Origin of the sequence: Micromonospora zingiberis (genome assembly GCF_004331455.1) — a bacterium.
Taxonomy (GTDB): Bacteria; Actinomycetota; Actinomycetes; order Mycobacteriales; family Micromonosporaceae; genus Micromonospora; species Micromonospora zingiberis.
Map to the genome: position 1 here is coordinate 164,064 of NZ_SJJR01000010.1, position 16,529 is coordinate 180,592.

16 protein-coding genes are annotated in these 16,529 nt (G+C 71.8%); 12 read left to right on the forward strand and 4 right to left on the reverse strand.

Annotated elements, in window-relative coordinates; translation table 11 throughout:
- The first annotated feature begins 45 nt into the window (after nt 1-45).
- From E0H26_RS16735 to E0H26_RS16745, 3 genes are read left to right on the forward strand one after another with little or no spacing between them, the layout of a single operon-like run.
- Nucleotides 46-1,398 (forward strand): hemolysin family protein, encoded by a 1,353-nt coding sequence (locus tag E0H26_RS16735; protein WP_131304570.1) that lies wholly within the window; start codon nt 46-48, stop codon nt 1,396-1,398.
- A complete protein-coding gene (locus tag E0H26_RS16740) occupies nt 1,395-2,462 on the forward strand; it encodes a hemolysin family protein (RefSeq protein ID WP_131304571.1) in 1,068 nt (355 codons plus the stop codon). The genes E0H26_RS16735 and E0H26_RS16740 overlap by 4 nt, the downstream gene beginning before the upstream one ends.
- A gap of 11 nt (nt 2,463-2,473) precedes the next feature.
- Nucleotides 2,474-3,394, forward strand: a complete 921-nt coding sequence (locus E0H26_RS16745) for a sporulation protein (protein ID WP_131304572.1) — start codon at nt 2,474-2,476, stop codon at nt 3,392-3,394.
- Between the two features lie 70 nt (nt 3,395-3,464).
- Here the strand turns inward: E0H26_RS16745 and leuE are convergent, their stop codons facing one another.
- Together leuE and E0H26_RS16755 are read right to left on the reverse strand one after the other, a co-directional pair.
- A complete protein-coding gene (leuE, locus tag E0H26_RS16750; protein ID WP_131304573.1) occupies nt 3,465-4,127 on the reverse strand; it encodes a leucine efflux protein LeuE in 663 nt (220 codons plus the stop codon).
- Nucleotides 4,124-5,368, reverse strand: coding sequence for a bifunctional pyridoxamine 5'-phosphate oxidase family protein/GNAT family N-acetyltransferase (locus tag E0H26_RS16755; RefSeq protein ID WP_131304574.1), 1,245 nt, complete (start codon nt 5,366-5,368; stop codon nt 4,124-4,126). Before E0H26_RS16755 ends, leuE begins: the two co-directional genes overlap by 4 nt.
- Before the next feature lie 34 nt (nt 5,369-5,402).
- Here E0H26_RS16755 and E0H26_RS16760 point away from each other — a divergent pair, with 34 nt between their 5' ends.
- From E0H26_RS16760 to rny, 9 genes are all read left to right on the forward strand, one after another.
- Nucleotides 5,403-6,737: an aminotransferase class I/II-fold pyridoxal phosphate-dependent enzyme gene (locus E0H26_RS16760; RefSeq protein WP_131304575.1), complete on the forward strand. Its 1,335-nt coding sequence runs from the start codon at nt 5,403-5,405 to the stop codon at nt 6,735-6,737.
- A gap of 183 nt (nt 6,738-6,920) precedes the next feature.
- Nucleotides 6,921-7,613, forward strand: a complete 693-nt coding sequence (locus tag E0H26_RS16765; RefSeq protein ID WP_131304576.1) for a UdgX family uracil-DNA binding protein — start codon at nt 6,921-6,923, stop codon at nt 7,611-7,613.
- 40 nt (nt 7,614-7,653) lie between these two features.
- Nucleotides 7,654-7,908, forward strand: a complete 255-nt coding sequence (locus E0H26_RS16770; RefSeq protein WP_240742217.1) for a hypothetical protein — start codon at nt 7,654-7,656, stop codon at nt 7,906-7,908.
- Nucleotides 7,909-7,977: 69 nt separating this feature from the next.
- A complete protein-coding gene (locus E0H26_RS16775; RefSeq protein WP_131304577.1) occupies nt 7,978-9,390 on the forward strand; it encodes an MFS transporter in 1,413 nt (470 codons plus the stop codon).
- A complete protein-coding gene (locus tag E0H26_RS16780; RefSeq protein ID WP_131304578.1) occupies nt 9,381-9,581 on the forward strand; it encodes a DUF3046 domain-containing protein in 201 nt (66 codons plus the stop codon). The genes E0H26_RS16775 and E0H26_RS16780 overlap by 10 nt, the downstream gene beginning before the upstream one ends.
- A gap of 184 nt (nt 9,582-9,765) precedes the next feature.
- Complete coding sequence (recA, locus tag E0H26_RS16785; protein WP_119573308.1) at nt 9,766-10,812, forward strand: recombinase RecA; 1,047 nt, start codon at nt 9,766-9,768, stop codon at nt 10,810-10,812.
- A gap of 10 nt (nt 10,813-10,822) precedes the next feature.
- Nucleotides 10,823-11,548, forward strand: a complete 726-nt coding sequence (locus E0H26_RS16790) for a regulatory protein RecX (RefSeq protein ID WP_131304579.1) — start codon at nt 10,823-10,825, stop codon at nt 11,546-11,548.
- Between the two features lie 48 nt (nt 11,549-11,596).
- A complete protein-coding gene (locus E0H26_RS16795) occupies nt 11,597-12,301 on the forward strand; it encodes a 3-keto-5-aminohexanoate cleavage protein (protein WP_131304580.1) in 705 nt (234 codons plus the stop codon).
- A gap of 672 nt (nt 12,302-12,973) precedes the next feature.
- Nucleotides 12,974-14,740 (forward strand): ribonuclease Y, encoded by a 1,767-nt coding sequence (gene rny, locus E0H26_RS16800; RefSeq protein ID WP_131304581.1) that lies wholly within the window; start codon nt 12,974-12,976, stop codon nt 14,738-14,740.
- A gap of 164 nt (nt 14,741-14,904) precedes the next feature.
- Here the strand turns inward: rny and E0H26_RS16805 are convergent, their stop codons facing one another.
- Entirely contained in the window at nt 14,905-15,801 is an 897-nt protein-coding gene (locus E0H26_RS16805) for an amino acid ABC transporter permease (protein WP_131304582.1), read from the reverse strand.
- Nucleotides 15,801-16,475, reverse strand: a complete 675-nt coding sequence (locus tag E0H26_RS16810; RefSeq protein ID WP_131304583.1) for an amino acid ABC transporter permease — start codon at nt 16,473-16,475, stop codon at nt 15,801-15,803. Before E0H26_RS16810 ends, E0H26_RS16805 begins: the two co-directional genes overlap by 1 nt.
- Nucleotides 16,476-16,529 lie beyond the last annotated feature (54 nt).

A 16,529-nucleotide genomic window follows, 5' to 3' on the forward strand; every position in this document is an offset into this window, starting at 1 on the left:
CCGGCATCCACACCATCCGACGACCCCGGGAGCCCTGAGCCTCCCGTGTTGATCCTCGTCGGTCTTCTTCTGATCATCGTTCTGACCGTCGCGACGGGGTACTTCGTCGCGCAGGAGTTCGGCTACGTCGCCGTAGACCGAGGCAAACTCAAGCAGCGCGCCGCCGAGGGCGACCAGGCCTCCGCACGGGCCCTGGAGGTCACCGCGCGGCTGTCGTTCATGCTCTCCGGTGCCCAACTCGGCATCACCGTCACCGCGCTGCTGGTCGGCTACGCCGCCGAACCGTACCTCGGTGCCGGCCTGGCCGAGCTGTTCGGCGTGGCGGGCGTCTCCACCAGCGTCAGCCTGCCGCTGTCGGTGGTGCTCGCCCTGGTCATCGCCACCGTGGTGCAGATGGTGGTGGGCGAGCTGGCCCCGAAGAACCTGGCCATCGCCCGCCCCGAGCCGGTCGCCCGGGCACTGGCCCGCTCGACCCTGATCTACCTGGCGATCGCCGGCCCTCTGATCAAGTTGTTCGACCGGGCCGCGGTGCGGCTGCTGCGCCGGGTCGGCATCGAGCCGATCGAGGAACTGCCCAGCGGCGCCACCCCGGAGGACCTGGAGCAGATCATCGCCGAATCCCGGCTGGAAGGGCACCTCGACCCGGAGATGTCCGAGCTGCTCGACCGGGGGCTCGACTTCCGTCAGCTGACCGCCGGCGAGGCCATGGTGCCCCGGGTCGACGTGCACACCGTACGCGCCGACGAGATGATCAGCCGGGTGGTCGAACTGCTCGACACCGGCCGTTCCCGCTTCCCGGTGCGCGGTGCCGAGGGCGTCGACGACCTGGTCGGCGTGATCGGCATCTCCGACGTACTCCGGGTGCCTCCGGCGCAGCGCGCCACCACCCCGGTCGGCACGGTGGCCGTACCGCCGCTGCTGGTGCCCGAGACGTTGCCGCTGCCCACGGTGCTGGACCGGCTGCGCTCCGGGCACCGGCAGCTCGCCTGCGTGGTCGACGAGTACGGCGGCTTCGCCGGTGTGATCACGCTGGAGGACATCGCCGAGGAACTCGTCGGCCCGATCCGCGACGAGGACGATCCACCGGAGCGGGCCCCGGCCCGGCAGGAGGACGGCTCCTGGGTGGTGCCGGCGCGCTGGCGGATCGACGAGGTGGCCGACAGCACCGGCATCGCGCTACCCGAACACCCCGAGTACGACACCCTCTCCGGGCTGGTCATGCGGGAACTGGGCCGGGTGCCCGAGGTCGGCGACCGGCTGGAGATCAGCCTGCCGGCCGACGGCGACAACGGGCAGGTCACCCCGCGTGCCCTGGTCGAGGTGCTCGCGGTCGACCGGCACGTGGCCGACTCGGTGCGCCTGCAACTCACCGGCGGGCGTGAGGGGGTGACCGCATGAGCACCGGATTCGCGTTGATCACCTCGGTGGTCCTGCTCGCCCTCAACGGATTCTTCGTCGCCGCCGAGTTCGCGCTGGTGGCGAGCAAGCGGTACCGCCTGGAGCAGGCGGCGGTCGGCGGTGGGCGGGCGGCCAAGGCCGCACTCGACGGCGTACGCGAGCTGTCGCTGATGCTGGCCGGCGCGCAACTGGGCATCACGCTGTGCACCCTCGGTCTCGGTGCGCTCGCCGAGCCGGCGATCGAACGCCTGCTCAGCCCGCTGCTGCACGCCGTCGGCCTGCCGTACGGCGCCAGCCACGTGATCGCGCTGATCTTCGCGCTGAGCCTGGTCACCTTCCTGCACCTGGTGGTCGGCGAGATGGCGCCGAAGTCCTGGGCGATCACCCACCCGGAGCGGTCGGCGCTGCTGCTGGCCCTGCCGTTCCGGGCCTTCGCCCGGGTGGCCCGGCCGATGCTGTCGGCGCTCAACGCGGTGGCCAACGCGATGCTGCGGCTGGCCAAGGTCAACCCGCAGGACCAGCTCGCCCAGGTGCACGGTCCGGACGAACTGCGCATGTTGCTGGAGCAATCCCGCGAACATGGCCTGCTCGGTGCCGCGCAGCACGAGATGCTGACCAGCATGCTCCAGTTGCAGGCGACCACGGTCGCCCAGGTGATGGAGCCGTTCGACCGGATGGTGACGATCCGTCGGGACGACCCGGCAGACCGGATCGAGCAGGTCAGCCGGGACAGCGGCCGGTCGCGGCTGGCGGTGTTGGACGCCGCCGGTGACGTCTGCGGCCTGGTGCACGTACGGGAGGCGGTGCGGGCCACCGCCAGCCGGCCCGATGCCACCGCGGCGGATCTGATGAACGACGCGATCACGCTGCCCGACACGGCGACGGTGACCGAGGCGGTGGCCGCGATGCGGGCCCGTCAGTCCCAGCTGGCGATGGTCCGCAACGGCGGCGGTCCTACCCGGCCGGTCGGTTTCGTCGCCCTGGAGGACCTGCTGGAAGAGGTCATCGGGGAGTTCGACGACGAGACCGATCCGATTCCGCGCGCGGTGCGCCGACTGAGGTAGGAGCGACGCGGGTGCGGCTGACGGGGGTGTCACCGGAATCGGGCGGTACGGGCCTGACGGTGCAGACCGCGTTGGCCAACCCGAGCACCCGCCCCGGCCTACGGTTGCCGGGGCGGGTGAACCTGATCGCCGGCTCCGTCGACGTGCCGGTCTACCACGTCCGGCTCGGCCTGGTCAGCACGGTCGAGCCGGACGACCCGGAGGCGCCGCGCCGGTTGGTGCAGTTCCACCAGGCACAGGTGTCCGATGCCCTGGTCCTTCGGGCGGGTCGGGCCCGGTCGATCCCCTTCGAGTTCCCGCTGCCGTGGGAGACCCCGGTGACCACGCTCGGCGGCGTACCGCTGCTCAGTCTGCGGATGGGGCTGCGTACCGAGGTGGCGATCGAACCGGCGGTGGACCAGGGCGCGATGGTTCCGGTCTTCGTCCACCCGTTGCCCACCCAGCAGCACATCCTGGCGGCCCTGGACACCCTCGGCTTCAGCGTGCGTCAGTCCGGGCTGGTCGACGGCCGGCTGCCCGGGGTGGCGCAGACCCTGTCCCTGCACCAGCGGTGGGGTTTCTGGGTCGGCCCGCTCTACGCCGGGCCGATCACCGAGCTGGAGGTGATCTTCGTGGCCAACTCCGCCGGCCTGGAGGTGATCCTCTGGTGCGACCGCCGGTTGGCGCTGGCCGGCATCACCCACACCAGCATCAGCCGGTTCCGGATCTGGCACGCCGGTGCGGACCAACGGGACTGGATCTCCACGGTGGACGGCTGGTTGCGCGAGACGATCAACCGGCATGCCGCCGCCGCGGCCCACGCCGACTGGTCGGCGAACATCACCGAGTCCGCCCACGTCAGCCGCCCGCCCGACGAGCCGGTCCCGCCCGGCTTCGGCCTGGGCGGCACGGGTGGTGGCGCCGGCATCGGCGGTGGCGGCGACGGCACCTGACAGCTCCAGCCGTTAACAAGGGGCCCTTGCTCTGCACGAGGCGTTAACAAGGGCACCTTCCTTGCACCTCTCAGCCCTGGGCGAGCTTGAGGCCGAAGCCGAGGAAGAGTGCGCCGACGGCGGTGGTCGCGCCGGCGGCCAGCCGGCGGCGCTGGCGGAACTGGGCGGCCAGAAAGGTGCCCGCGAAGATCAACGCGGTCAGGTAGAGCGCGCTGGTCACCTGGGCGATCAGGCCGAGCAGCAGGAAGGACAACGCCGGCCAGGGGTAGGTCGGGTCGACGAACTGGATGAAGAACGAGACGAAGAACAGGATCGCCTTCGGGTTGAGCAGGCTGATCACCAGCGCCTTCCGGAACGGGCTGCGCATCTCCGCCGGCTGCGCGGCGTCGATCAGCCGCGGCGTGGTCGGGTCGTTGCGGTCCCGCCAGCGCCGCCAGGCGGCGCGCAGCATGGTCAACCCCACATACCCCAGGTACGCCGCACCGGCGTACTTGATCACGAGGAAGATCGGCGGGTACGCCTTGAGCAGTGACGCCACCCCGGCGGCGGAGAGGAACATCAGCACCCCGTCGCCGACGAACACCCCGCCAGCGGCCCGGTAACCGGTGCCCACCCCGCGTCGCGCGGCGGTGGAGAGTACGAACAGCGAGTTGGGTCCGGGCAGCAGCACGATGGCCACCGTGCCCAGCACGTACGTCCAGATGTCGGTGATCCCCAGCACGCTGGACATCATGCGGCCGCCGACGCCTGCGCGCGAAGCCTTTCCCGCAGCCTGACCTGTGCGTTCGGCCACTCGTCGACGGTCATCGAATACTGCACGGTATCCCGCCACGAGCCGTCCGGGCGGAGTCGGTGCATCCGCAGCACTCCCTCCCGGGTCGCGCCGAGCCGCTCGATGGCGCGCTGCGAACGCTCGTTGCGGATGTCGGTGTGCCAGACCACCCGCACCGCCCCCAACTCGCCGAAGGCCCGGTCGAGCAGCAGCAGCTTGGCCTCGGTGTTGATCCCGGTACGCCACCACGGCCGGCCGAGGAAGGTGTACCCGATGGCCACCGACCGCCGGTCGGGGTCGATCTCGTAGTACGAGGTGGTGCCGACCACCGCACCGGTCACCGCGCAGCGCTGCACCCACGGCACCTGCTCACCCCGGTGCCAGGCGGTCAGATGGGCGCGGATGGTGACCGCCAGCCCGTCGGCGGTGACCGGCTGGGCGGCGCCGAGGTGCTGCCACACCTGCGGGTCGGCGGTCGCGGCGAAGAGTTCGTCGGCGTGGGTCAGGTCCAGCGGCTCCAGCAGCACGTGCTCGCCGCGCAGCGGCACGGGCTCGTGCCAGGCCGTACGGGCCGGCCGCAGGTACGCCGGCACGGGAGCGGCGACGCCGAGGTCCGGCTCCGGCAGGCCGGCGGTCAACCGCAGCGGCACCACCCCGGCCCAGTACGGCAGCGCGTGGTCGGCCGGCTCGTCGGCGACGCCTCCGGTGCGGGCGCGTACGGAGACCTCGGTCAGCGGCAGCGCCAGCACGGCGGTCTGGGCCAGTTCCCGTCGGTCCGGTGGGCGGCTGTCCGCCGAGCGGCCGGCGCCGACCTTCTCCACCAGGGCGGTCAGCCCCCCGGCCCGCTCGCCGGGGTCGGTGACCAGCCGGGCGGTGCCGTGCGCGATCACCGACCGGTAGTTGGCGCTGTGGTGGAACTGCGAGCGGGCGTAGACCAGCGCGTCGAGCAGGGTGACCGCCACGCAGACCGGCAACCCGTCGCCCCGGGCGGCCAACAGTGGTCGGCTGCCGGTGGAGCCGTGCAGGTAGAGCGTGTCGCCGACGCGTACGTGCAGGGTGGGCAGGACGCGCGGTTCGCCGTCCACGGTGAACCCGAGCGCGCAGTGGTACGCCTCGTCGAGCACGGCGTGGGCGGTGGCCCGGTCGTAGCTCATCCGGTCCGAGGAGCGGCTGGGGGTGGTGCGGGCGGTCTGCGCGTACATGCTCCCACCTTTGTTCTAGTACAATCTCTTGTTTGTGTCAGCACGTTATCAGGTCACCGGCGCGGCGGCCGCCGAGATTTCGGCCAGCATCGAGTCCGGCATCCGGCACGCCGCCCTCGCCCCCGGCGACTCCCTGCCGCCGGTGCGGGTGCTCGCCGCCGAACTGGCCGTCAGTCCGGCCACCGTCTCCCGCGCCTACGCCGAACTGCGCCGACGCGGACTCATCGTCACCGCCGGCCGGCACGGCACCCGGGTACGCCCCCGCCCGCCGGTCGCCGCCCGTCGGGCCGCGCTGCGTCCGCCACCCGCCGCCGGGCTGCGCGACCTGTCCCGAGGCGAACCCGACGCGCGGCTACTCCCGCCACTCGGTCCCCACCTGGCCGCGCTCGCCGAGCACATCGGGCCGCCGATCAGCTACTCCGACGCCGGAATGCTCCCCGAGTTCGCCGAGGCGGCGCGCCAACGGCTCGCCGCCGACGGCGTGCCCGCCACCGACCTGACCCTCAGCAGCGGCGCGCTCGACGGCATCGAACGACTCCTGACCGCCCAGCTACGCCCCGGCGACGTGGTCGCGGTGGAGGACCCCGGCTGGGCCAACCAACTCGATCTCATCGCCGCGCTCGGCCTACGACCGATCGGCGTACCGGTCGACGACGACGGACCACTGGTGGCGGGCGTCGCCGCCGCGATCGCCGCCGGGGCCCGAGCGCTGATCGTGACCAGTCGGGCCCAGAATCCCACCGGCGCCGCCGTCTCCGCCGACCGTGCCGCCGCGCTGCGTGACCTGCTCGCCGGCCGTACCGACCTGTTGCTGATCGAGGACGACCACGCCGCCGAACTCGCCCGCGTACCGCTGCACCCGCTCGCCGGGGCGACCGCCCACTGGGCCTTCCTCCGCTCGGTGAGCAAGCCCTTCGGCCCCGACCTGCGCCTGGCCGTGCTGGCCGGCGACGAGACGACGGTGGCCCGGGTGGCCGGGCGGACCCGGGTCGGCGCCGGCTGGGTCTCCACCCTGCTGCAACGCCTGGTGTTGTCGCTCTGGCACGACCCGGCGGTGACCGCCCTGGTCGAACGGGCGGCCGACAGCTACGAACGACGCCGACGTGGCCTCGTCGCGGCCCTCGCCGACCAGGGCCTGTCCGCACACGGCCGCAGTGGGCTCAACGTGTGGCTGCCGGTGACCGACGAGACGTTCGCCTCCACCGTGCTCCGCGACGCCGGCTGGCTGGCCGCCCCCGGCGCCCTCTTCCGCATCGCCGCCCCACCCGCCCTGAGACTCACCATCAGCCCCCTGACCGAAGCCGACCTCCCACCCCTCACCCAAACCCTCACCCACGCCACCCACCCCCCCCCACCCCCACCCTCATAACCCCCTAACCCCCTAACCCCACCCCCCTCACCCCCACCCCCCTCGCCCCCGCGATCTTGCACTTCTTGCCTGGACATACCGGGTCATTAGGTACGGAAGGGCGACCAGAAGTGCAAGATCGACAGGGAGGGGGGTGGGGAGGGGGGTCGGTTGGGGTGGGGGAGAGGGGGTAGAACGGAGGGCATGGTCGAGAGCGCGCCAGGGGCGCAGCAGTTCATTCCGCCGCAGGCCGACACGCTCGACGACCTGCGCGCCGCGGCTGCCGGTTGCCGGGGCTGCGAGCTGTACCGGGACGCCTCGCAGACCGTCTTCGGTCGCGGCGACGCCACCGCCCGGTTGGTCTTCGTCGGTGAACAACCCGGCGACATGGAAGACCAGAAGGGCCTCCCGTTCGTCGGCCCCGCAGGCCGACTGCTGCGCCGGGCGGTCGACGACGCCGGACTCGACCCGAGCCACATTTACCTCACAAATGCCGTAAAACACTTTCGCTTCGAACTGCGCGGCAAGCGGCGCATCCACCAGACCCCGGACCGGGTGCACATCACCGCCTGCCGACCCTGGCTGGTCGCCGAGTTCGCCCAACTGAAGCCGGAGGTCGTCGTGGTACTCGGGGCGACCGCCGCCAAGGCGCTGCTCGGGCCCACCTTCCGGGTCACCCGCCAGCGTGGCGAACTGCTGCCCTGGCCGGCCGCCGCCCAGCACCCGGAGGACTTCCACCGGGTGCCGGTGGACAACGCCGGCGGCACCGCCGACGCGCCGCCGGCCCGACTACTGGCCACCATCCACCCGTCCGCCGTGCTCCGCGCCGACGACCAGGACAAGGCGTACGAAGGACTGGTCACCGACCTGACCGTCGTCGCACGCGTCCTCACCTGACTGCGGCGGACCCCACCGGGGCGGTGCCACACATGCCGCCATGCAGCAGCATCTGTACGAGTCGGACCACGACGACTTTCGTGACCTGTGTCGACAGTTCCTCGCCCGCGAGGCGGTGCCGCAGTACCTCACCGAACTGACCACCGACGCGCAACGCCAGCGCTGGCTGCCCGGATTCTGCTCCGGCGACCTGGTCACCGCCATCGCGATGAGCGAGCCGGGCGCCGGGTCCGACCTGGCCGGCATCCGCACGGAGATCATGAAGGAGATCATCGGGCGCGGCCTGGGACTGTGAGCCGGTAACCGGGCTGCAGGCCCGTGCCCGGGTGCGACAGGATGGTCATCCCGTACCGAGGAGCAACCCTTGGCCACCGACCTGACCACCCCGGCGTCGGCGCCTGCGGGCGTCGCGCCGATCCAGCGGCGAACCCTGCGCCTGCTCTTCAGCACCCAGATCATCGGCGGCATCGGGGTGACCATCGGCATCGCCGTCGGCGGACTGCTCGCCGCCGAGATCGCCGGCACCGCAGTGTCCGGCCTGGTGCTGAGCGCCGCCGTGGTCGGCGCCGCGCTGCTCGCCGTACCGGTCACCCGGATCGTCACCGGGCACGGCCGCCGCTCCGGCCTGGCCTTCGCGTACGGCGTCGGCGCCGTGGGCGGCGCCCTGGTCGTGCTCGCCGCCGCGACCCGGTCGGTCCCGCTGCTCTTCGCCGGCATGCTGCTCTTCGGCGGTGGCTCGGCAGCCAACCTCCAGGCCCGCTACGCGGCGGTCGACCTCGCCGCACCGGACCGTCGCGCCCGGCAGCTGTCACTGATCGTCTGGGCCACCACCGTCGGCGCGGTCGCCGCACCGAACTTCGCCGCACTCGCCGGCCGTGCCGGCGGCGGCTGGGGACTGCCGCCGCTGTCCGGCCCGTTCGTCTTCAGCACCGCCGCGTTCCTGCTCGCCGCCGGCGTACTCCTGCTGCGGTTGCGGCCCGACCCGCTGCTCACCGCCCGCCGCCTCGCGGCAACCCGCGCCAGCGGCGCCGCGCACCCGGCCCCCTCGATCGCCGCCGCCGACCCGGCGGCACCCGCTGCCAGCCCGGTGGGGGCTGCTGTTCCGGTACCGGCCGAGCCGGTCGCCGCACCGGCACCGCCGGCCCGGCGCGGCGCGGGCCTGCGCGCCGCCTGGCCGGTGGTACGCGCCCAGCCCGCCGCCCGGCTCGGCATCGCCGCCGTGGCGGTGGGACACCTGGTCATGGTGGCGGTGATGGCGATGACCCCGGTGCACCTGCGGGACCACTACGCCGTCGAGGACGTGCTCCCGGTGGTCGGCCTGGTGCTCAGCCTGCACATCGCCGGCATGTACGCGCTGGCGCCGGTGGTCGGCTGGCTGGCCGACCGGTTCGGCCGGCGTCCGGTCATCCTCGGCGGGATCGGCACCCTGCTCGCCGCCTGCGCGGTCGCCGGCACCGCCGGGCACCACACCCCCCGACTGACCGTCGGGCTGGTGCTGCTCGGGCTGGGCTGGTCGGCGACCATGGTGGCCGGCTCCACCCTGCTGTCGGAGTCGGTGCCCGACGCGATCCGCCCGAACGCCCAGGGCCTGTCCGACCTGCTGATGGGGTTGGCCGGAGCGGTGGCCGGGGCCGCCAGCGGGTTTGTCATGGAGTTGGCGGGCTATCCCGTGCTGACGCTGCTTGCCGCGGTCGCGGTGACACCGTTGCTGGCGCTAGCGTTGCGGCCGGTGCGGCTGGGCGCACCGGACGAGGAGGATCGAGCATCGTGCGGCTGACCGACTTCTGGACGCGCCTGGAGGAGGCGTTCGGGCCGGGCTACGCGGCCAGCATCGCCACCGACCAGGTGCTGTCGCAGCTCGGCGGGCGGACCATCGAGCAGGCACTCGCCGCCGGTGAGGCGACGCACGTGGTCTGGCGGGCGGTCGTCGCCGCATATCCCGATCGGGTGCCGACCCGGCTACGCTGAGCAGCCGATTCGTTACTTCCGCGTGTCTGTTGCCGACTCGTACACCTGTTCGGCTATTGTCCACAGCGGGTGCTCGTCCACAGGCCACGGCCCGTCGGCTGGTTTTCTGTCGGACCCAGCGCCTAGCGTGTCCCGCGTGACGCGAAGCTCAGGAAAGACGCCGGCGAAGGCAGGGGTGGCAACGATGGCGGCAGGGCCTGACCGGGAGAAGGCGCTCGACCTTGCTCTCGCTCAGATCGACAAGCAGTTTGGCAAGGGCTCGGTGATGCGGCTGGGGGAGCGGCCGGTCGTGCAGACCGCGATCATTCCCACCGGTTCGATCGCCCTCGACGTCGCCCTCGGCGTCGGCGGCCTGCCGCGCGGCCGGGTCATCGAGATCTACGGCCCGGAGAGCAGCGGTAAGACCACGGTCGCCCTGCACGCGGTGGCCAATGCCCAGCGCAACGGCGGCATCGCCGCCTTCATCGACGCCGAGCACGCGCTCGACCCGGAGTACGCCAAGGCCCTCGGCGTCGACACCGACGCCCTGCTGGTCTCCCAGCCGGACACCGGTGAGCAGGCGCTGGAGATCGCGGACATGCTGGTCCGCTCCGGCGCGCTGGACATCATCGTGATCGACTCGGTCGCCGCGCTGGTGCCGCGCGCCGAGATCGAGGGCGAGATGGGCGACAGCCACGTGGGTCTGCAGGCGCGGCTGATGAGCCAGGCGCTGCGGAAGATCACCGGTGTGCTCAACAACACCGGCACCACCGCGATCTTCATCAACCAGCTCCGCGAGAAGATCGGGGTCATGTTCGGGAGTCCCGAGACGACCACGGGTGGTCGGGCGTTGAAGTTCTACGCCTCGGTCCGGCTGGACGTGCGGCGGATCGAGAGCCTGAAGGACGGCACCGACGTGGTCGGTAACCGCACCCGGGTCAAGGTCGTGAAGAACAAGGTCGCCTCTCCGTTCAAGCAGGCCGAGTTCGACATCATGTACGGCAAGGGCATCTCCCGCGAGGGTTCGCTGATCGACGTGGGCGTCGAGCAGGCGATCATCCGGAAGTCCGGTGCCTGGTACACCTACGAGGGCGACCAGCTCGGCCAGGGCAAGGAGAAGGCCCGCGAGTTCCTGCGGGAGAACCCGGACGTGGCCGCCGAGATCGAGAAGAAGATCCTGGAGAAGCTCGGCGTCGGGGTCGGTGCGGGCGATGCCGCCGGTGGCCCGGAGTTGCCGCCGGTCGACTTCTGATCGAAGATCCGTGACCGGACGACGCGCCCGTACGGGGCGGGGCTGGGATGCCAGTCCGCCCCGCACGGGCGATCCCACCCCGGGTACCCGCCGAGGCCGGCGTGTCCCCGGGGACGGATCCGACCCGGGCGCTGACGTTGGCTCCACCGAACGTGTCGGTGTGGGCCCGGCGGCTACCGCGCCTCGGGACGAGGCTGAGGTGGCTCGCGAGATCTGTCTGCGGCAACTCGCGGTCCGCCCCCGTACCCGCGCCGAGTTGGCCACCGCGCTGGCCCGGCGGGGCATCTCCGAGGAGACCGCCAGCGCGGTTCTCGACCGTTACGACGAGGTCGGCATCATCGACGACGCCGCGTTCGCGCGGGCCTGGGTGAGCAGCCGGCACACCGGCCGTGGGTTGGCCCGCCGCGCGTTGGCCAACGAGCTACGGCAACGCGGGGTGGACGGCGACACGGCCAGCGCGGCGCTCGGCGAGTTGGACGAGACCACCGAGGCGGAGACCGCCCGCGTCCTGGTGGAGCGGAAGCTGCGTACCGCCCGGGGTGAGCCGGACGCGGTGTTCCGGCGGCTGGTCGGCATGCTGGCCCGCAAGGGTTACCCGCCGGGGGTGGCGATCCGGGCGGTGAAGGAGGCCCTGGCGGCGCAGAGCGCCGAGGCGGCCGAGTTCGCCGAGCAGATCGACGCCGACGCCCTGGCCGACGCCGAGGACGACCCCGCCGCGGGTGGCCGGCTCGGCTGACCGGTGGCGTCGGTGGTGGCGAGTCCGGCGACCGGAAGGGGGAGGGCGATGTTGAAGGCGTGCCTCAACGGTGACCGTGGCCGCGACGCCCACCCTCGGGTGCCGCTGAGCCCGGTCGAGTTGGCGTCCGACTCGGCCCGGTGTGCCGGGCTGGGTGTCGGTGCGGTGCACGTGCATCCGCGTACCGCCGACGGGGTCGAGTCGTTGCGTCCGGCGGTGATCGCCGACGCGGTCGTGGCGATCCGCGACGCGGCGCCGGCCCTGCCGGTGGGGGTGAGCACCGGGGCGTGGATCGAGCCGGATCCGCTGGCCCGGGTGGCGGTGGTACGGGCGTGGACGGTGCTGCCGGACTTCGCCTCGGTCAACGCCCACGAGCCGGGGGCGGAGGCGGTGGCGCAGGCGTTGTACGAGCGGGGCGTCATGGTGGAGGCCGGGCTCTGGACGGTGGCGGCGGTGGGGGCGTACCGCAGGTGGCGGGTGCCGGTCGGGCGGGTGTTGGTGGAGTGCATGACGGCCGACCCGGAGGCGGCCCTGGCCGAGGCGGCGGCGATGCTCGATGCCCTCGCGCCGCAGGGGCCGCCGGTGCTGTTGCACGCCGAGGGCGCTGGCGTGTGGGCGGTGCTGGCGGAGGCGGTCCGGCGTGGGCTCGACACCAGGATCGGGCTGGAGGACACGGTTCGGTTGCCGGACGGGTCGCTGGCGCCCGACAACGCCGCTCTGGTGGCTGCTGCCGTCGCGCTGGGTGCCTGCTGACCCCGGTCGTCGGCGGGGCACGGCCTCAGTCAGGCGGATGAAAGTCTTTTTTGCCCCCAAGTGCCCGACTCGTCTTCAGCTCAGGGTTACGGTTCAACTTCTCTCCGTCCGGGTGGTTTGATCATGACTTCTTGACCGGAGGCCCGCGGAGACCTAGCCTCGCCATAAAGGCTCACATTGCCCGACCAAGCGCAGGCTAAGCGCACAACATAGATCGCGTAACAGAACAGCATCACTTTGGCCAGCAGCAACGGCCGCTGACGCCAGCTTCGGACAGGCCGGTCCGGGGCCGAGGCGACAACTGCACCTGGCCTGCCGACGGTCCCAGGGACACCGTCGGCAGGGAGAGCTATCTCACGGCCTGCGCTCCGGTCGGGCGTCCAGAGCCGTAGGAGCGCGCCCACCGGCGGGTTCCTACGGCGCGACGTTCAGGGGAGGCGCGCCATGGCGAGGCGACAGGGGTCCACCGGGTGGCCAGCATGAGCGAGCGTTGCGAGCGAATCATCAGGTTCGGGGTTTTGGTGCCTCGTGGCGGCACGCAGCGAAGCGGAGTGCCGGCATGAGCGAGCGGGATGGTGCGGATTCTGGCGCCGCCGACGAGGGTGAGCAGGGCTTAGGGCAGCTGGGTCCGGCGGCGGCTCGGGGCGGTGCTCGGCGGAGCGGAGCACCGGCATGAGGGCCTTCGACGTCGTACTTCTGATCGCCGTGTTGGTGCTGACCCTGGTGGTGCTCGGCGCGGCGGTTTTCGGGGCGCGGGTGCTGCGGGGGTTGCAGACGCGGCCGGCGCCGGAGGATCCGGCGTACATCGCCGAGAAGGATCGCCAGGAGCAGTCCCTGGCCGCGCTGCGGACGGCCGCCGACGAGGCGAACAGCACCATCGACGTGGCGAAGTCGGCGGCGGCTGCGGCCCGGGCCGAGGCGGCCGGGGCCACGGCGGAGGCGAAGGCGGCTCGGGCGGAGGCTCGCCGGGTGCTCGACGACGCCCGCGCCGAGGCGGACACGGTGCTCGAACGGGCACACAAGCAGGCCGAGGCGGATGCCGAGCAACTGCGGACCGCGGCCCGGCGCAGCGGTGAGCGGGAGGTGGCGGTGCTCGCCGCGACCACCCGTGAGCAGGCCGCCGAGGTGGAGCGGCGGGCGGCCCGGATGGACGAGCGGGAGCGGCTGCACACCGAGGAGGTGGAGCGGCTCGCCGATCGGGAGCGGCAGCTGACCGCGGCCAGTGCCGCCCTTGCCGCCCGGGAGGCGGCGTTGGCGGTCCGGGAGGAGGAACTGGCCGAGGCGGAGAGCCAGCGGCGGCGTGAGTTGGAGCGGGTCGCGGGGCTGACCGCCGACACCGCGCGGGCCGAGCTGGTGGAGGCGATCGAGGGCCAGGCCAAGCGGGAGGCGGCGCTGCTGGTGCGGGACATCGAGTCGGATGCCAGGTCCACCGCGGAGCAGCGGGCCCGGCACATCGTGGTCGACGCGATCCAGCGGGTGGCCAGCGAGCAGACGGCCGAGAGCGTGGTCAGTGTGCTGCATCTGCCGGGCGACGAGATGAAGGGGCGGATCATCGGCCGCGAGGGCCGCAACATCCGGGCCTTCGAGTCGGTGACCGGGGTCAACCTGATCATCGACGACACGCCGGAGGCGGTGCTGCTGTCCTGCTTCGACCCGGTACGCCGGGAGGTCGGCCGGCTGACGCTGGAGAAGCTGGTGCTGGACGGGCGGATCCACCCGCACCGGATCGAGGAGGTGCACGAGCTGGCCCGGCAGGAGGTGGACCAGTTGTGCCAGCGGGCGGCCGAGGACGCTCTGGTGGAGGTCGGCATCACCGAGATCCACCCGGAGCTGGTCACGTTGCTGGGGCGGTTGCGCTATCGCACGTCGTACGGGCAGAACGTGCTCAAGCACCTGGTGGAGACCGCGCACATCGCCGGCGTGATGGCCGCAGAGTTGCGGCTGGACGTGCCGTTGATCAAACGGTCGGCGTTTCTGCACGACATCGGCAAGGCGCTCACCCACGAGGTGGAGGGCAGTCACGCCATCATCGGCGCGGACGTGGCCCGCAAGTACGGCGAGACCGAGGACGTGGTGCACGCCATCGAGGCGCACCACAACGAGGTGCCGCCGCAGACCGTCGAGGCGGTGCTGACCCAGGCGTCGGATGCCTGTTCGGGCGGTCGGCCGGGGGCGCGGCGGGAGAGCCTGGAGGCGTACGTCAACCGGTTGGAGCGGATCGAGGAGATCGCGGCGGGCAAGCTCGGTGTGGAGAAGGTCTTCGCCATGCAGGCGGGTCGGGAGATCCGGGTGATGGTCAAGCCGGACGATGTCGACGACATCGGCGCGGCGGTGCTGGCCCGGGACGTGGCCAAGCAGATCGAGGAGGAGCTGACCTACCCGGGGCAGATCCGGGTGACCGTGGTCCGCGAGTCCCGCGTCACCGAGATCGCCCGCTGAGGTGTAAGGAAGGGCACCTTACTAACGCCTCGTGCATAGGAAGGGCCCCCTCTTAACACCAGTCCGGCGAAGCGCCGGTGGGGCGTCCGGCGAAGCGCCGGTGGGCAGAGAACACGTAAGCGGCGCCGGCCAAACTTGGCCGGCGCCGCTTACGTTCCGCTCTGTCAGCCCTGGGGTTCGGAGACCGTGGCGCCACCCTCCGGGGTGGAGTCGGCGGCACCGGCCGGGGCGGTCTGCTTCGGCACCCGGAAGGCCCGCATGCGGCTGCGCCGGTCGAGCCAGCCGGCGAAGGCGGTGAGCAGAGAGTTGATCACGATGTAGATGACCGCGATCACCATCGCCGCGGGGATGATGTTGCCGTAGTTGGCGGCGAGGTCGTTGACGCCGCGCTGGAGCAGCTCGGGGTAGGCCACGATGTAGCCGAGCGCGGTGTCCTTGAGCAGTACCACCAGCTGGCTGACGATGATCGGCAGCATGGCCCGGGCCGCCTGCGGGATGAGGATCAACTGCATGACCTGGGTCTTGCGCATGCCGATGGCGTACGCCGCCTCGGACTGCCCGCCGGGTACGGACCGGATGCCGGCCCGGAACGCCTCGGCCAGCACCGACCCGTTGTAGAGGGTCAGGCCGATCACCACGGCCCAGAACGCGCTCACCGGCTGCTTGAGCACCCACGGCAGGCCGTAGAAGACGAAGAAGATCATCAACAGCAGTGGTACGGCCCGGAAGAACTCCACCACCGCGCCGGCCGGGACGCTGATCCACCAGTGGTTGGAGAGCCGCCCGACCGCGAAGACGATGCCGAAGGCGAGCGAGAGCAGCATGCCGACCGACGCTGCCTTGAGGGTGGCCCAGAGGCCCGGCAGGACGAACTGCGTCCAGGTCTTCGGGTCGGCGAACGGCTTCCACAGCCAGGCTTCCCACTGGCCGGCCTGGTCGAACTTGCGGTAGAGCCAGTAGAGCAGTGCGAGCACGGCGACGCCGAAGATGACGCTCAGCACCGTGTTGCGGATCCGCGCGCGGGGCCCCGGGTGGTCGTAGAGGACGCTGCTGGTGCTCATCAGCGCTTCACCGCCAGTTTGTTGGCCAGCCAGCCGAAGAAGTAGCCGGTGGGGATGAGGAGCGCGGCGAACGTGCCGGCGAAGACCAGGAAGATCGGGATGACCGCGTTGCCGTAGCTGTTGATCAGGTCCTTCATCACGTTGGAGGACTCCATCAACCCGATGGTGCCGACGATTGTGGCGTTCTTGCAGAGCGCGATCAGGATGCTGCCGAACGGTGCGATCACCGACCGGGCGGCCTGCGGAAGCACCACGATCCGCAGGGTCTGCGCGAAGGACAGGCCGATCGCGCGGGCCGCCTCGGCCTGTCCGGTCGGCACCGTGTTGATGCCGGAGCGGATCGCCTCGCAGACGAACGCTGCGGTGTAGGTCGACAGGCCGATCACGCCGAGCCAGTAGCGGTTGAGGTCGAGTTCCTGCGACAGGCTCAGCCCGAGGGTCGAGTACAGGCCGAAGTAGCAGAAGAAGATGACCAGCGTGAGCGGGGTGTTACGGAAGATGTTGACCCAGCCGGCGCCGAAGCCGCGCAGCACGGGTACGGGGGAGACCCGCATCGCGGCCAGCAACACGCCGAGCACCAGCGCGCAGGCCGCCGACGCGCCGGTCAGCTTGAGGATCCAGAGGAAGCCCGACACGTACGCGTCGAAGTTCTTCGGATCAGTGAATACGTGCATGCTTCGGCTCCCAGGGCACGTGATGGCGGCCGATGACAGACCGGAGCCGGCACC